General features: G+C 71.1%; 11 protein-coding genes. 7 read left to right on the forward strand and 4 right to left on the reverse strand.

What is annotated here, in order from left to right; translation table 11 throughout:
- Positions 1-136: 136 nt before the first annotated feature.
- Positions 137-682 (forward strand): CGNR zinc finger domain-containing protein, encoded by a 546-nt coding sequence (locus HDA39_RS04380; RefSeq protein ID WP_337925620.1) that lies wholly within the window; start codon positions 137-139, stop codon positions 680-682.
- Between the two features lie 262 nt (positions 683-944).
- Here the strand turns inward: HDA39_RS04380 and HDA39_RS04385 are convergent, their stop codons facing one another.
- On the reverse strand, positions 945-2,390 hold the full coding sequence (locus HDA39_RS04385) for a DHA2 family efflux MFS transporter permease subunit (protein WP_184793956.1): 1,446 nt from the start codon (positions 2,388-2,390) through the stop codon (positions 945-947).
- A gap of 92 nt (positions 2,391-2,482) precedes the next feature.
- Here HDA39_RS04385 and HDA39_RS04390 point away from each other — a divergent pair, with 92 nt between their 5' ends.
- Positions 2,483-3,196, forward strand: coding sequence for a TetR/AcrR family transcriptional regulator (locus HDA39_RS04390; RefSeq protein WP_184793957.1), 714 nt, complete (start codon positions 2,483-2,485; stop codon positions 3,194-3,196).
- 1,532 nt (positions 3,197-4,728) lie between these two features.
- A complete protein-coding gene (locus tag HDA39_RS04395; protein ID WP_184793958.1) occupies positions 4,729-6,102 on the forward strand; it encodes an MFS transporter in 1,374 nt (457 codons plus the stop codon).
- Positions 6,103-6,322: 220 nt separating this feature from the next.
- Here the strand turns inward: HDA39_RS04395 and HDA39_RS04400 are convergent, their stop codons facing one another.
- Positions 6,323-7,576 (reverse strand): aminotransferase class III-fold pyridoxal phosphate-dependent enzyme, encoded by a 1,254-nt coding sequence (locus HDA39_RS04400; RefSeq protein ID WP_184793959.1) that lies wholly within the window; start codon positions 7,574-7,576, stop codon positions 6,323-6,325.
- A gap of 80 nt (positions 7,577-7,656) precedes the next feature.
- On the opposite strand from HDA39_RS04400, the gene HDA39_RS04405 reads away from it, so the two are divergent.
- Positions 7,657-9,360, forward strand: a complete 1,704-nt coding sequence (locus HDA39_RS04405) for an NAD-dependent succinate-semialdehyde dehydrogenase (protein ID WP_238355973.1) — start codon at positions 7,657-7,659, stop codon at positions 9,358-9,360.
- Positions 9,361-9,412: 52 nt separating this feature from the next.
- On the forward strand, positions 9,413-10,384 hold the full coding sequence (locus HDA39_RS04410) for a TRM11 family SAM-dependent methyltransferase (RefSeq protein ID WP_184793960.1): 972 nt from the start codon (positions 9,413-9,415) through the stop codon (positions 10,382-10,384).
- Between the two features lie 529 nt (positions 10,385-10,913).
- On the opposite strand, the gene HDA39_RS04415 is transcribed toward HDA39_RS04410, so the two are convergent.
- Complete coding sequence (locus HDA39_RS04415) at positions 10,914-11,558, reverse strand: FCD domain-containing protein (protein WP_184793961.1); 645 nt, start codon at positions 11,556-11,558, stop codon at positions 10,914-10,916.
- Positions 11,555-12,274, reverse strand: a complete 720-nt coding sequence (locus HDA39_RS04420; protein WP_184793962.1) for a maleate cis-trans isomerase family protein — start codon at positions 12,272-12,274, stop codon at positions 11,555-11,557. The genes HDA39_RS04415 and HDA39_RS04420 overlap by 4 nt, the downstream gene beginning before the upstream one ends.
- Before the next feature lie 182 nt (positions 12,275-12,456).
- Between HDA39_RS04420 and HDA39_RS43030 the strand changes: the two genes are divergently transcribed.
- Positions 12,457-13,065, forward strand: a complete 609-nt coding sequence (locus HDA39_RS43030) for an LD-carboxypeptidase (RefSeq protein WP_420488793.1) — start codon at positions 12,457-12,459, stop codon at positions 13,063-13,065.
- Between the two features lie 50 nt (positions 13,066-13,115).
- A complete protein-coding gene (locus HDA39_RS04430) occupies positions 13,116-16,157 on the forward strand; it encodes an FAD-binding and (Fe-S)-binding domain-containing protein (protein ID WP_337925621.1) in 3,042 nt (1,013 codons plus the stop codon).
- The last annotated feature ends 44 nt before the right edge of the window (positions 16,158-16,201 follow it).

Below are 16,201 nucleotides of genomic sequence, written 5' to 3' on the forward strand. Positions count from 1 at the left end.
GACCTCCTGGCCGTCGCGGCGCCGGCTGCCTCCGATGCGAACCGGCTAAGACGGTTCTAACACAACTTCCCGGCCGATGTGAACCTGCTAAGATGGTTCCATGCCTGCCGAGTTCCCTGAATTCCGCCTCGGAGCCGTGCTGGCGACCAGCTTCACGGGCACCCTGTCGGAGCGTCAGGGCGACTCGGTGGAACGCATTCCCACACCGCAGCGACTCGTCGACTGGCTGGCCGTGAGCGGCCTCGCCGTGGGCTCCTGCACGAGCGCCCAGCTCGACCTCGCGCGCGAACTTCGGGAGTCGATCCACGCTGCCGCGACAGCGGCCGCGACTCAGGACGCGCTTCCTGCGGCGGCTGTCGAGGTCATCAACAACTTCAGCGCTCAGGGCCGAGCGGCGGCCGTCCTGACGCCCGACGGTCAGCGGCGATGGCGGCTCAGCTCGACTTCCTGCGTGGAAGACGCGCTGAGCGTGATCGCCGCCGACGCGATCGGCATCGTCGCCGGCGAACGAGACGGAAAGCTGGCCCTGTGCGCCTCGCCGACCTGCCGCGCCGCCTTCTTCGACACCAGCCAGAGCCGGACCCGCAAGTGGTGCGACATGAACACCTGCGGGAATCGTCAGAAGAAGGCACGCTTCAACGCCAACCGGCGAGCTTCGGGTCAGCCGGCAGGCCGGTCGTAAACGACTCGCTGGCCCAGCCCGAGCCCTCCGAGGACCAGCGCGGCCTGCACAGGCGCAACCCGGTCAGGCCGCTCAGGCCTGCAGTTCAGCTGGCAGTTGCCTCGGCAGTCCGGTCGTAGGTCCGGGCCGCAGCTCAGGCCGCAGTCCGGCCGCAACTCGGGCCGCAGCTCAGGCCGCAGTCGGGCCGCAACCCGGGCCGCAGCTCAGGCCGCAACCCGGGCCGCAGCCCAGGCGGCAGTCCGGTCGTCCCCCAGGCCGCAGCTCAGCTGGCAGCGACCTCGGCGCGGGCCCGCCGGGGGAGTAGCCAGGTGATGGCCAGCGCGACGAGGAACAGTCCGGTCGCGACCAGCGTGCTGGTCTTGGCCGCGCCGAGGAAACCGTCGGTGGGCAGGAGCTGGAAGAAGATCGTGCCGATCACCGCGACCCCGATCGCCCCGCCGAACTGCTGCATCGCGGTCAGTACGCCGGACGCCGAGCCCGCCGCGCTGTCGTCGATCGACGCCAGGATGATGTCGAACAGCGGCGCGAACACCATGCCCGACCCGATCCCGACCAGCAGCAGCGGCGGTACCAGGTCCCAGATCGTCGTCGCGTCGCCGTTGTGGACCAACGTGATCCAGACCCACACCATCGCCAGCGTCATCACGCCGATCCCGAGCTGCAGTGCGATCCGCCCGAGCTTCGGCGCGAGCAGTCCGGCCGACAGCGGTGCGCCGATCGCGATCCCGAGCGAGAACGGCACCATCGCGAGGCCGGCCTTCAACGGGCTGTAGTGCAGGCCGAGCTGGGTGAACAGGTTGAGCACGAGCGTGAACCCGGACATCGCCAGGAAGAACGTGCTGATCACGCCGAGCCCCGCGACGTACCCGCGACTGCGGAACAGCGACGGGTCGATGACGGGGTTGCCCGACCGGCGCTCACGCCACCCGAACAGCACGAACACGGGGAGCGCGGCAACCATCATGGCGATTGTCCACAATGGCCAGTCGAGCTCGCGGCCCTGGACCAGCGGGTAGATCAGCAGCCCGGCGCCCAGGCTGACCAGGATCACGCCGGCCGGGTCGAGCCCGCGGGCGCCCGGCGTCTTCACCTCGGGCATCCAGCGCAGCGCGCCGACGACCGCCGCGACCCCGATCGGCACGTTGATCCAGAAGATCATCCGCCAGCCAGCGTCGAACCAGTTCGCATCGATCAGGACGCCGGCCAGCACCGGCCCGGCGATTGCCGACAATCCCATCACCGGCCCGAACAGCCCGAACGCCTTGCCGATCTCGTCCGGCGGGAAGACCGACTTCAGGATCGCGAACCCCTGCGGGATCATCACGGCCCCGAGCAGGCCTTGTGCGACCCGGCTTCCGATCAGCAGGCCGGGTGAGGTCGCCAGCCCGCAGAGCGCTGAGGCGACGGTGAACCCGACCGCGCCGATCACGAACAGCTTGCGCCGGCCGACCAGGTCGCCGAGCCGCCCGAAGCTGACCAGGCCGATCGCGAACGCGAGCGTGTACCCGGCGAGCATCCACTGCACCGCGGCGTTCGACCCGCCCAGCTCGCGCTGGATCGAGGGCGCGGCGATGTTGACGATCGTCGCGTCGACCAGATCCATGATCTCGGCGACGAGCACGGTCGCGAGCACGATCCAGCGCCACTTGTACGGCGTACCGGCGGTTGCGGTCACCTCGCCGGGTGAGGTGGTGGTTGAGGTAGTCATCGTTGCTCCCAGTAGAACGGTGTTCGTTAACGAACACCGTTCTACGCTCGAACACTATTCGTGTCAAGTACGGTGTTCGCTACAGTGGGCGCATGAACCAGTCGTCGCCGTGGCAGCCGATCACTCCCGCCAAGCCGGCCCGCGCCACGCGGGAGCCGCTCACGCGCGAGCGGATTGTCGACACCGCGCTGCGGCTGCTGGTCGAGCAGGGCTACGAGGCGGTGTCGATGCGCAAGGTTGCCCAGGCGCTCGACACCGGCCCGGCCTCTCTGTACGCGCACGTCGCGAACAAGAAGGAGCTCGACCAGCTGATGCTCGACCGCGCCGCCGCCGACATGGTGCTGCCGGACGCCGATCCGGAGCACTGGCAGGAGCAGCTCAAGGCCGCGATGGACGAGATCCTCCGGGTGATGCGCGCGTACCCCGGCCTGGCCCGCGCGGCGATCGGTCAGGTCCCGCTGGGGGAGTACGCCATGCTCAGCACCGAACGCATGCTCGCGATCCTCAAAGCCGGCCGAGTCCCCGACCAGGCCGCCGCCTGGGCCGTCGACCTGATCCCGCTGTTCATCACCGCCACGGCCTTCGAGGAAAGCGTCCAGGGCGCCGCCGACTTCGCCCCCGAAGACCTCGCCGGATTCGTCGACCAACTCCGCTCGTTCTTCGGCTCCCTCGACCCAGCCCGCTTCCCACTCACCATCGCCCTGGCCGGCGCCATGACCACCGGCGCCAGCGGCGACGACCGCTTCGACTTCGGCGCCCAAGTAATCATCGCCGGCCTCGCCTCCATGGTCCCGCCCCAGCAGTAGCAGCAGTCCGAACCATCACAACCCCCAGCCAAACCCAGTACGACGACCGCAGGCACCCCGGCAGCCCCCGCGCCCCGCACGCCTGCCCGGTACCTCGGCACCCCGCGCCCGGCACCGCGCCACTCCGGCACCCCGCCCCCGGGCACCCCGCGCCCGGCACTCCGCCCCCGGGCACCCCGCGCCCGGCACTCCGCGCCCGGCACCGCATCACTCCGGCACCCCGCCCCGAGCACTCCGCGCCCCGCACCCGCGCACCCCGCGTCCAGGCACTCCGCACCCGCGCACCCCGCGTCCAGGCACTCCGCACCACCCGACACCCGCGCCACCCGCCCTGGGCCCCGGGAACCCCGCTCTCAGGCACTCCGCGCACCCGCGCACCCGTCCCCAGGCACTCCGCACCACCCCGAAACCCGTGCCCCGGCACCCCTGCACGCCGGGCACCCCGCATCACTCGCTCGGGTCTCCGGCGCCACCCCGCCCGCGGGCCCGGGACCCTGCACCCCGGGAACCTTCATCCCGGCATCCGCATGCCGGGCCCCGGCGCTCCGCGCCACCTCATGCACCCGCACCCCCGGCAGCCGCATCCCGCGCCGCGTGGGCGCCTCGCGCCACCCGGCGCGGACGCACACCCGCCCGGGACTCCGCTGCCGCGCGCCAGCCCGGCCACCCCGCGCCAGCCCCGGCACGCTTCCCGGCGCCCCGGAAGCCGCGGTCGGGCCCGCACCACCGCGGGCCTCCGCACCCCCGGACCCGACACCCGCGCTCAGACGCCCCGCGCTCAGATACCCCGCACGGGCACCCCTGCGCACTCGGCACCCGGCCGCCCAGACAAGCCGCGCCACCCCGGCACTAACGCCTCGGGCACCCGGCACCCCGGCACCCGGCACCGGGCTCCAGGCGCCCTGCGCACTGGGTACTCGGCAGCCCGCGCCCAGGCGCCCCCGGCGCACTCCGTGCCCCAGGCGATCCGCACCACCCCGGGCGCCTCGCACCCCGCGCCTCGGGACCACCCCGGCGCCGCGCGCACCACCCCCGGCACGCCCACTGCCCCCGGCACCCCGCGTCACCCCGGCGCTCCGCGCCACCTCGGCACCTCCGCGCCCTGGCGCCGTGCACTTCCCCGGCACCCCGCGCCAGCCCTGGCGCCCGCTCCCGGCGCCCGGGACCCCGCGCCCGGGCCGCACCACCGCGGCACTTCGGCAGCCCGCACCCCGGCCTCCGGCGTCCCCGGCACCCAAGCACCACCCGGCACCCCCCGCGGGTTCCCTCCTACGCACCGCGCCTTGGCTGGCTCGGTCGGTGCAGGCGGCGATTCCCGCCGTGGATCTCGGCGCGTGAGTCGACAATCATCCACCGCCAACAGCGCGTCCCGCGGGTGACAGGTTGCGGTCGAGTGCTTGCCGTTCACGATCGCACATGGCTAACCTTCGGATTGTCAACAAAACTACGAACGAGCGAAAGCGGTTACATCCGTGCCCAAGTGGGCACCGAGCTTGACGCTGTTGCCGATTGACGAACCGAGGAGGCCCTCCGTGGGTTCCGAACACCCTCAGCCGACCGTCGAGACCGATCCGCCGCCCGGAGTGCTGAAGCGGGCGATCGCCGCGTCGGCGATCGGCAACGCGACCGAATGGTTCGACTACGGCATCTACGCGTACGGCGTGACCTACATCTCCGCCGCGATCTTCCCGGGCGACGCCGAGAGCGCGACACTGCTCGCGCTGATGACGTTCGCGGTCTCGTTCCTGGTCCGCCCGCTCGGCGGTCTGGTCTGGGGTCCGCTCGGCGACCGCCTCGGCCGCAAGCACGTCCTCGCGATCACGATCCTGCTGATGTCCGGCGCCACCCTGTGCGTCGGGCTCGTCCCGTCGTACGACTCGATCGGCCTGTGGGCGCCGATCCTGCTGGTGCTGCTCCGGATGATCCAGGGCTTCTCCACCGGTGGCGAGTACGGCGGCGCCGCGACCTTCATGGCCGAGTACGCCCCGAGCCGCAAGCGCGGGTTCCTCGGCAGCTTCCTGGAGTTCGGCACGCTGGCCGGGTTCTCGCTCGGCGCGCTGCTGATGCTCGGCTTCTCGCTCGTGCTCAGCGACGACGCGATGGGGTCGTGGGGCTGGCGGCTGCCGTTCTTCGTCGCCGCGCCGCTCGGCCTGGTCGGCATGTACCTGCGGTCCCGGCTCGAGGACACCCCGGTGTTCAAGGAGCTGGAGGCGTCCGGGGAGAAAGAGGAGAGCACTTCCACCCAGTTCAAGGACCTGCTGGCCGGCTACTGGAAGCCGATCCTGCAGCTGGGCGGTCTGGTCGTCGCGCTGAACGTCGTCAACTACACGTTGCTGACCTACATGCCGACGTACCTGGAGAAGGAGATCCACCTCAACGCCGACCAGTCGCTGATCGTGCCGATCATCGGCCAGTTGGCGATGATGTGCTTCCTGCCGTTCGCGGGCCATTTCTCCGACCGGGTCGGGCGAAAACCGCTGTGGTGGGTGTCGCTCGCGGGACTGTTCGTCGCGGCGGTGCCGGCCTTCCTGCTGATGGGCACCAACATGGTCGGCGCGGTACTCGGGTTCGCCATCCTGGGTCTGCTCTACGTACCGCAGCTGGCGACGATCTCGGCGACCTTCCCGGCGATGTTCCCCACGCACGTCCGGTACGCCGGGTTCGCGATTGCCTACAACGTCTCGACCTCGCTCTTCGGCGGGACGGCGCCGGCCGTCAACGACTGGCTGACCGAGAAGACCGGTGACAACCTGACGCCGGCGTACTACATGATGGCCGCCTGCGTGATCGGCGCGATCGCCCTGGTCAAGGTTCCCGAGACCACCCGCTGCCCGCTCAACGGCACCGAGACTCCCGGCACCGAGGGCGCTCCGCCCCCGGTCGAGCTCGAGCCTGCCAAGGCCTGACCCAACCCAAAGCGCCGGCCGGGACAACTTGTCCCAGTCGGCGCTTTGTAGATTGTCAACCAAAGACGGCGCTCGCGAGGCGACTGCCATCAGCCGAAGACGTCGCTCACCGCGTGGACTGGTAGTCAGCCGATGGCGGCGTTCGTCGCGTCGACCGCTGTCGGCCAACGACGGCAGTTCGCAGTGCCGACCGCCCTCAGCCGAGCCGCGTCGACCGCTGTCAGCCGAGGACGGCGTTGACTGCGTCCGACCAGACGCCTGCGGCCTCGTCGACCTCGTCGGGTGAGACGACCAGTGCGGGAATGAACCGGACGACCTGCCCCCAGGCCCCGCACGTCAGCAGCAGCAACCCGCGCCGGGCCGCCTCTTGCTGTACGGCGGTTGCCGTGACTGGATCCGGCTTGTTGTCCGCGTCGCGGAACTCGTTGCCGATCATCAGGCCGAGGCCGCGCACGTCGGTGATCCGGTCGTGCTTGTCTGCCACTGTCTGCAGGGCCTGCTTCAACTGCGCCCCGCGCTCGGCCGAGTTCTCGACCAGCTTCTCGTCCTGGATCACGTCGAGCGTCGCAAGCGCCGCGGCGCAGGCAACCGCGTTCGCGCCGTACGTGCCGCCCTGCGACCCGGGCCAGGCCTTGTCCATCAAGTCCGCGGATGCGGCGATTGCCGACAATGGGAAACCTGACGCCAGCCCCTTCGCCGTCACCAGGACGTCGGCGCGCGCGCCGAAGTGGTCGCCGCCCCAGAACTTCCCGGTCCGGCCGAACCCGGTCTGGACCTCGTCGATCACCAGCAGGATCCCGTGCGTGTCGGTCCGCTCCCGCAGGCCGGCGAGGAACCGCTCGTTCGCGGGCACGTAACCACCCTCGCCGAGCACCGGCTCGACGAAGAATGCGGCGGTGTCGGCCGGCGTGCTGAGGGTCTGCAGGACGTAGTCGAGCTGGGCGAGCGCGAAGTCCGTCGCCTGCTCGACGGGCCAGCCGAAGTGCCCCGGGTCCGGGAACGGCGACACGTGCACCCCGCCCATCAACGGGCTGAACCCGGAGCGGAACTTGGTCCCCGACGTCGTCATCGACGCCGCCGCGACGGTCCGTCCGTGGAACCCGCCGTGGAAGACGATCACGTTCGGCCGCCCGGTCGCCTGCCGGGTCAGCCGGAGGGCTGCCTCGATCGCCTCGCTGCCGGAGTTGGCGAAGAACATCCGGTCCAGCCCGGCCGGCAGCACCTCGCCGAGGCGGTCGACCAGTGTGAGCAGCGGGCGGTGCATGACGGTCGTGTACTGGGCGTGGATCAGCGTGCCGACCTGGCGCTGCGCCGCCTCGACGACGCGAGGGTGGCAGTGGCCGGTGCTGGTCACCCCGATGCCGGCGGTGAAGTCGAGATAGCGGCGGTCGTCCTCGTCGTACAGCAGGACGCCCTCGCCGCGGGCGGCCAGGACGCCGGTCGCCTGCTTGAGGAGCTGGGAGAGCTCGGCCACGGGGTTCCCCCTCGTTGGAAGACTGGTAGATTGTCGACAATCAGCGTATCTCAGACGTCTCTGGCGGTGAAGGGGGTCCGATGACCGAGCTGGACATGATTCGGCAGGACGAGCAGGCGGGTTCGGGCGAGGGCTCGGGCAAGGGTTCGAGCGAGGGCTCGGGCAGGGGGTCGAGCGAGGGCTCGGGCAGGGGGTCGAGCGAGGGCTCGGGCAGGGGGTCGAGCGAGGGCTCGGGCAGGGGGTCCAGCGAGGGTTCGGGCGACGGTTCGGGCGGGGGGCCGGGCAAGGGCTCGGGCAGGGGTTCGGGCGAGGCCACGGGTTCGGGCTCGGACGAGGCGCGGGTCGTCGACGCCGTCCACAAACGCCTGTACGTCGGCGGGCAGTGGCGCGACGCGGCCGGCGGCGCGACGTTCGACGTACTCGATCCGTCGACCGGCGAGAAGCTGTGCGCGGTCGCCGACGCGACTCCGGCCGACGGCCGGGCCGCGCTGGACGCCGCGGTCGCCGCGCAGAAGTCGTTCGCCGCGACCTCGCCGCGCGAGCGGGCCGACCTGCTCACCGCCGCGTTCGAGCTGCTGCACGATCGGATCGACGACCTCGCGCTGCTGATGACGCTGGAGATGGGCAAGCCGCTGGCCGAGGCGCGCGGCGAGATCACATACGCCGCCGAGTTCTTCCGGCACTTCGCGGGCGAGGCCGTCCGGATCGACGGCGGCTACCAGACCGCACCGGCCGGGGGAGCGCGGTTCCTGGTCGCCCGGCAGCCGGTCGGGCCGTGCCTGCTGATCACGCCCTGGAACTTCCCGATGGCGATGGGCACCCGCAAGCTCGGACCGGCGATCGCGGCCGGGTGCACCAGCGTCATCAAGCCGGCGCACCAGACGCCGCTGTCGATGCTCGCGCTGATGGACATCCTCGCCGAGGCCGGCGTACCGGCCGGCGTGGTCAACTGCGTCACCGCGATGGACGCGGGCGGCGTGATGGAGCCGCTGATCCGCTCCGGCGACGCGCGCAAGCTGTCGTTCACCGGGTCGACCAAGGTCGGCCGGGCGCTGCTGGAGCAGTGCGCCGAGAAGGTGCTGCGGACATCCCTCGAGCTCGGCGGCAACGCGCCGTTCGTGGTGTTCGAGGACGCCGACCTGGACGAGGCGGTCGACGGCGCGATCGCGGCCAAGATGCGCAACATGGGCGAGGCCTGTACGGCGGCCAACCGGATCTACGTGCACGCCTCGGTGATCGACGAGTTCGGTCGCCGGCTGGCCGATCGGATGGGTGCCCTGACGGTCGGCCGGGGGACCGGTGACGGTGTCCAGGTCGGCCCGCTGATCGACGCGGCGGCGCTGGCCAAGGTCGAGTCGCTGGTCGCCGACGCGGTCGATCGGGGCGCGTCCGTGCTGACCGGAGGATCGGTTGCTGAGGGCAACGGGTATTTCTACCCGCCGACCGTGCTCACCGGCGTACCGCGGGACGCCCGGATGGCCGATCAGGAGATCTTCGGTCCGGTGGCGCCGCTGACGCCGTTCGAGAGCGAGGACGAGGTGGTCGCCGCGGCGAACGACACGGAGTACGGGCTGGTCTCTTACGTCTACACGAACGACCTGCGCCGGGCCCTGCGGGTCGCCGAGGCGCTGGAGACCGGGATGGTCGGGCTGAACCAGGGCGTCGTGTCCAACCCGGCCGCGCCGTTCGGCGGCATCAAGCAGTCGGGCCTCGGCCGCGAGGGAGGGCCGAACGGCATCGACGAGTTCCTGGAGACGAAGTACATCGGGATCGCCCTGAAGTAGGACTGGTACGGTCGGTGGTTGCCGAGTCCGGCGCTCACCTCAGGAGTTCACCTTGCTGTTGGATCGGCCCGTTCAGGACCAGATCGTGCTCACCACGGTCGGCGGTGCCGAGGACCTGCTCACCGGACCCGACATCACCGACCGCACCGACGGGGCTGTCACCTGCCGGATCGACGGCTCGCTGCGGCCGTTGCACGGCACGCGGCTCTACCTGACGGCCGCCGTACCGCTGGCCGACGAAGCCGCCGTACTGCGGTCGGCCGACACCGGCGTACTGTCCGCGCTGGACGAGCCGGTCCGGTTCCGGATCGCACCCGGTACGCCGGACGCCCGCGCGCTGTGGGACGTGCTGGTCGACAAACTCGGGTGGTCGGAGAACACGTCGGACTGGGCGGTGAACTTCGTCGCGGACCCCTCCGACGGCGGCCGCTGGCTCGGCGAGATCGGGCCGCTGCACTGGTCGCGGAACTACCCGCAGCTGGAGCGCCTGCCCTGGTCGACCAAGCCGGTGGTCGCGGAGGTGATGGTCCGGCTGGCGAAGGTCGGGACCGAGCACCACATCTTCGACCCGTTCTGCGGGACCGGGACGATCCTGCTCGCGGCGCACCCGTTCGCGTACGGGCGACTGGTCGGCTCGGACCGTGACGAGAAGGCGATCGAGCTCGCCCGCGAGAACGTGGCCCGCGCGGGGATCACGGCGGAGCTGTCGGTCGGCCAGGCGGAGAAGTCGTCGCTCGCCTCGGGGAGCATTGACCGGGTGATCACGAACCTGCCGTTCGGCAAGCTGGTCGGGAGCCATGGCGACAACGCGAAGCTCTACCCGGCGGTGCTGAAAGAGATCGCCCGGGTACTGCGGCCGGACGGTCGCGCCGTCCTGCTGACCGAGGACAAACGGCTACTGAAGGACTCGGTCGCGCGGACACCCGAGGTGAAGATCGTCCGCGAACGCCTCCTGAAGTACTCCGGCGCCAGCCCGACGGTCTTCGTGCTGTCGGGTACGCGCCGTCGCCAGACTCGGCGATGACCCTGGGTCCGGCTCCCGCTGAACCCGAGGTCGATTCGCGCTGCCCCTTGGGCTCCCACTAAACCCGCTCCCGACCCACTCCGCGCTGGCTCGGCTCCGCGCCGCTCCCGTTCCGCGCCGCTCCCGTTCCGCGCCGCCGTCAGAATCGCCGCTCATCGCGCCAACCTTCGCTGAGCGCTGCCCCGCCACTGCCCTCCGCCGGGCCTGCTGGCCGCAGCCGGCCCAGCCGCGGCTTCCCAGCTGAGCTCCGCACTCGGTCGCTCTCCGCTTCCGCGCTTCCCGCCGGGCCTCCCGCCCTGCCGACCCCGGCTCCCAGCCGAGCCGCGCTTTCCGCCGATCGCCGCTGAGCGCCGGTTCCCCGTGCACCCTGCCCCGAGCTGTTGTGTCCGAAGAATGCGCATCCGTCCGAAGGACCGAGCGTTATAGGGCACGGATTCTCGGACGGATACGGAATCTTCGGACGCTACGGGGCTGGCCCGAGGGGACGCAGGGCTGGCCCGAGGGAATGGAGGCCCGAGGGGCTTCGGGGTCAGCGGTTGGTGAGGCGGGTGATGGCGTCGTCCATGTGGGCGACCAGGAGTTGGTCGGTCAGTGACGCGTCGCCTTGCTGGATGGCCGTGGCGAGCGCGAGGTGCTCTTCGATACGGACCTCCGAGGCCGAGTACGTCTCCTCGAGGGCGTGGATGCACATCCGGGTCTCGGTGATGAACGTCTGGTGCATCCGGGCCAGCCGTGGGCTCGCGGCGAGCCGGACGAGGGTTTCGTGGAACTCGATGTCCAGCTCGCCCACCGCGGCCGGGGTCCAGGCCGCGGCCATCTCGGTGACGATGTCGATCAACGTCTGGCCGGCCGCCGCGTATCCGCCCTGGAGGATCTTCCGGGCCGCCGCGCGCTCGACCGCTTCCCGCGCGAGGTACATGTCGCGGACGTCGTCCGGGGTCATGTCCACCACGAACAGGCCGCGGTTGCGGATCGCGACCAGCAGCCCCTCCTGGGTCAGCCGCTGCATGCCCTCACGCAGCGGGCCCCGGCTGACCCCGAGCTTGCGCGCGAGGTCGGCCTCACCGAGCTGAGTGCCCGGCTTGAGCTCCCCGTGACCGATGGCCTTGCGGAGTTTGTCGGCAATGATGCTCGGCGTCGACTCCTGGGCCAGCGGTTCGATGTAGTTCGTCACTTCTGTGCTCCAAAGAGAGTTCCCAATCCTGGGAACGACGGTACCGGGCCGAGCAGGTGCAAACCCTTCCAGACCGTCACCTGGTTGGCGGTCAGGACCGGCTTGCCGACGGCTGCCTCCAGCTGGTCGATAATCTGCAAGGTGTGCATCGCGGTGTCCGGCACCAGCACGGCCTCCGCGTCAGGGTGGTCGGCCGCCTTGACCATCGCGACCACCTGGTCCGGCGCGAGCGTGCCGACCTCGGCGGCGGTGATGATCCCGTGGCTGCCCATCGACACGACCTCGGCCCCGCCCGCGGTGAGGAACCGGACGAAGTGCTTGGCGACGTCCTCCGGGTACGACGCGGCGACCGCGACCTTGGTCAGCCCGAGGTGCTTCAGTGCGTCGACGAACGCGATCGACGTCGACGACGCCGGTACGCCGAGCGCCTGGGCCACGCCGGAGGCCTGGTTCCGCGCGCCCTCGGGGCCGAACACGAAACTGCCCGACGTGCAGGCCCACATGACCGCGTCCGGGGCGGCGGCCGCCAGCTCGCTCGCTCCGTCGGCCAGGCGTTCGGCCCGCCCGAGATCCAGCAGCGCGTCGACCCGGTGCGCGTCCTCGCCGACCGAGGTGATCACCACCGGCAGCCGGACCGAGCCGTCGAGTCGCGCCTCTAGCGCGGGGTAGTCGTCCTCCGCGCTGTGCCCTGGATAGAGCAGGCCTACAGTCACCATGCTGGCTCCCTGTCACCGGAGTAGGTAGATTGTCGACAATGTTAACCCCACTCGCGCCTGGCACTCCCCAGCTCGGACCGTCTGATCCCGACGACTCCCAGGGCGGGGTTCAGATGGTTGACCGGGGGGAGAGGGAAGGCAGTGGCGCCCCCTCGGATGCGGGCGGGTACGGCGTACAGCGGATGCTGCCGTTGCTGGATCTCGACGCGTTGGCCGCGGTGAAGAAGGTGTTCGTCGGGTTCGGTGACATCACCGCGCTGCACGAGGCGCTGGACGCGCGCGGGCTCGTGACCGTGCGGCGGGCCGTGTTAGCAGGTGGCGAGGCGGTGAACTCGCAGGCTTCTGGCGGGAAGGTCGTCCGGGGGCCGCTGGCCTGGGCGGCGGCGGGGGTCAGCGGTCGGGCTGGGGTGGCGATGGGGGTCAGCGGTCGGGCTGGGATGGCGGCGGGGGCCGGCGGTCGGGCTGGGATGGCGGCGGGGGCCGGCGGTCGGGCTGGGATGGCGGCGGGGGCCGGCGGTCGGGCTGGGATGGCGGCGGGGGTCAGCGGTCGGGCTGGGATGGCGGCAGGGGCCGGCAGTCGGGCTGGGATGGCGGCAGGGGTCAGCGGCCGAGCTGGGATGGTGACGGGGGCTAGCGGCCGAGCCGGGTTGGTGACACGGGCCGGCAGCCGAGCCGGGTTGGTGGGTGATGGTGTCGTGGCTTCGCAGGTGCCTGGTGGGGATGGGGGTCGCGGGGCGGTGGGTGCTGACTTGGGCGGCGGCGGGCTGGGTTGGCAGGTGGTGGGGTGGTGAACTCGCGGGGCTCTGGCGGGAACGATCGTCGGGAGGGAGTGGGTGCTGGCGTGGCTGGTGTGGGGGTCGGTGGTGGGCGGTCGTCGTACGACGTTGGTCGGCTTGTTCGCGAGTTGCGGGCGCAGTTGCGGGGGTCCGTCGGTGACGATGCCCGTAGTCGTGCGCTCTACGCGGCGGACGGCTCGAACTACCGGGCCGTTCCGGACCTCGTCGTGGTCCCCGCGGACCAGGCTGATCTGGCCGCGGCGGTTGCCTTGGTGGCGGCCGCCGGTGCGCCGGTGACGCTGCGCGGTGGCGGTACGTCGATGGCCGGCAATGCGATCGGCGGCGTGGTGATCGATGCATCCCGGCATGTGAATCGGATTCTGTCGCTCGACGTCGAGCGGCGTACTGCGGTGGTGGAGCCTGGCGTTGTTCTCACCGATCTGCTGGCAGCGGCTCGGCCGCACGGTCTGGCGTTCGGTGCAGATCCGTCGTCGGCCAGCCGGGCCACGCTCGGCGGCATGATCGCGAACAACGCCTGCGGTGCCCACTCGGTCGCCTGGGGTACGACCGCGGACAATCTTCGTTCCCTCGACACGGTCCTTGCTGACGGCACCTTTCTCACGCTCGACACCGGCGCTTTTGCGGCGATCGGCGGAGCAGGCGTCGGCGCCCGCCCGAGCGGCGCGGACTCTGGGTTCGGCGCCCGCCCTGACGCCCGCGCCGGCGGACTGGCTCCCAGCGGACCACGTTCCGCCGGTGCGCCTCCTGGCGCGTGGGACGCGCTAGCCGCCGTACGCGCAGAACTCGCCGCCCGCCCCGGCCGCGAGGGCGACCTCCACCGCCAACTGCAGGCCCTTGTCGACAGCAACGAACTCATCATCCGCCGCCGCTTCGGTCAGTTCACTCGGCAGATCTCCGGGTACGCGCTGCATCGGCTGCTGCCGGAGAACGGGTACGACGTCGCGCGTCTGCTCTGCGGCAGTGAGGGCGGCTTCGCCGCGACCCTGCAGGCAACCGTTGCCCTGACCCCCGTACCGCCCGCGAAAGTCCTGTGTGTGTTGGGTTTCGGCGACTCGATCTCCTCGGCCGACTGTGTCCCGGTCGTTCTGCGCCACGGTCCGTTGACGATGGAGTCGATCAACAGCGATCTGGTCGAGCGCCTGCCGAGCGAGGTGCGCGACGCCGCGATCCAAGCCGGTCTGCCGGCCGGGCGGGCCTGGTTGCTCGTCGAGATGGGCGGCGTCGACGAAACCTCGGCGGCTCGGGCCGCGCAGAGGATGCTGGAAGAACTCCGCGACGGATCACCCGCGACGGCCACGCTCGTCACCGATCCGCGAGCGCAGAGCGTGCTCTGGCGGTGCCGTACCGACGCCGCCGGCTTGGCGACGCGGCGGGCCGACGGCGCTGAGGCGTGGGGTGGCTGGGAGGACGCGGCCGTTCCGCCCGAGCGGCTCGGTGCGTACCTGCGCGGCCTCGACGAGCTCCTCGCGCGCCACGGGCTGTCGGGTGCGTCGTACGGGCATTTCGGCGAGGGCTGCATGCACATGCGGATCGACTTCGACCTGCTCAGCCGGAGCGGGCTGGCGACGTACCGGACGTTCGTCGAACAGGCGACCGATCTCGTGGTGTCACTGGGCGGATCGGTCTCCGGCGAGCACGGCGACGGGCGGGCGCGGTCGGAACTGCTGGAACGGATGTACGGCGCCGACGGCGTCCGGCTGCTCGGCGAGCTGAAGCGGATCTGGGACCCGGCCGGGGTGATGAACCCGGGCATGATCGTCGACCCGCCGCCGGTCGATGCGGCGATCCGCCACGACGGGCCGGCCAAGGATCGCAAGCTGCTGACGGTCTTTGCCTACGGCAACGACAATCACGACTTCGCCCAGGCGCAGCGGCGCTGCGTGGGGATCGGGAAGTGCCGGCAGAGCTCGGGCGGCGTAATGTGCCCGAGCTACCAGGTGACCCGTGAGGAGCTGCATTCGACGCGCGGGCGGGCGCACCTGCTGTGGGAGATGCTCGAGGGCGACCTGGTCACCGACGGTTGGAAGTCGACCGAGGTTCGCGACGCGCTGGACCTCTGCCTGTCCTGCAAGGGGTGTCAGTCCGACTGCCCGGTGAACGTCGACATGGCGACGTACAAGGCCGAGTTCACCCACCACCACTACGCCCGCCGCCCGTGGGCCCGGCCGCTGTCGCACTGGTCGATGGGCTGGCTCCCGCTCTGGTCGCGGTTCGCCTCGCACGCTCCTCGCCTGGTGAACCGTCTGGCCGGACTGCCGCTGGCCAAACGCCTGGGCGGGATCGCGCCGGAACGCGCGATCCCGGCGTTCGCCGAGCAGACCTTCACGGCATGGTTCCGTGGACGCGAGGTGCGCCAGGGGTCCCGCGGCAAGGTCGTGCTGTGGCCCGACACCCTGACCGACCACCTCGCACCGGAGATCGGCCGCGCCGCCGTCGAGGTCCTCGAAGCTGCCGGGTACGAGGTCGTCATCCCCGCGAAGCCGGTCTGCTGCGGTCTGACCTGGATCTCCACCGGTCAGCTGGGAACGGCCAAGAACGTCATAGAGCGCTCTCTCGCGGTCTTGGCTCCGTTCCTGGCCGCCGGTACGCCGATCGTCGGCCTCGAACCGAGCTGCACCGCGGCGCTGCGCCAGGACGCACCGGACCTGCTCGAGAACAACCACCTCGCGGCGGCGGCCGCCGCGTCGACGTACACGTTCGCCGAGTTCCTCCAGCAATCCGGCTGGCAGCCGCCGCAGGTCGGGGGAGAGGCGCTGGTCCAGCCGCATTGTCACCAGCACGCCGTCCTCGGCTTCGACGCCGACCGCGCGGTGATGCGGGCCGCAGGCATCGACGCGGTCGTCCCCGACGCCGGTTGCTGTGGTCTGGCCGGCAACTTCGGCTTCGAGCCCGACCACTACGAGCTGTCCCAGGCCGTCGGAGAGCGCGTTCTCCTCCCCGCCGTACGGGCTGCGGATGCGTCCACACAGGTCCTCGCGGACGGCTTCAGCTGCCGCACCCAGATCGCCCACGGCACGGATCGCCGCCCTCTCCACCTCGCGCAACTCCTGGCCGCCGCACTCGAAGCACCGGGTCGAACGCAGTAGCGGTCAACAATCGACCGCTACTGCTCCTAGCGTTTCCGGTGCAA

The organism is Kribbella italica, assembly GCF_014205135.1.
Classification (GTDB): domain Bacteria; phylum Actinomycetota; class Actinomycetes; order Propionibacteriales; family Kribbellaceae; genus Kribbella; species Kribbella italica.

Coding starts and splice junctions, on each gene's coding strand:
- HDA39_RS04420 (WP_184793962.1), bottom strand. CDS start 12,274: ATGGTGACTGTAGGCCTGCTCTATCCAGGGCACAGCGCGGAGGACGAC.
- HDA39_RS04385 (WP_184793956.1), bottom strand. CDS start 2,390: ATGACTACCTCAACCACCACCTCACCCGGCGAGGTGACCGCAACCGCC.
- HDA39_RS04390 (WP_184793957.1), top strand. CDS start 2,483: ATGAACCAGTCGTCGCCGTGGCAGCCGATCACTCCCGCCAAGCCGGCC.
- HDA39_RS43030 (WP_420488793.1), top strand. CDS start 12,457: ATGCTGCCGTTGCTGGATCTCGACGCGTTGGCCGCGGTGAAGAAGGTG.
- HDA39_RS04405 (WP_238355973.1), top strand. CDS start 7,657: ATGACCGAGCTGGACATGATTCGGCAGGACGAGCAGGCGGGTTCGGGC.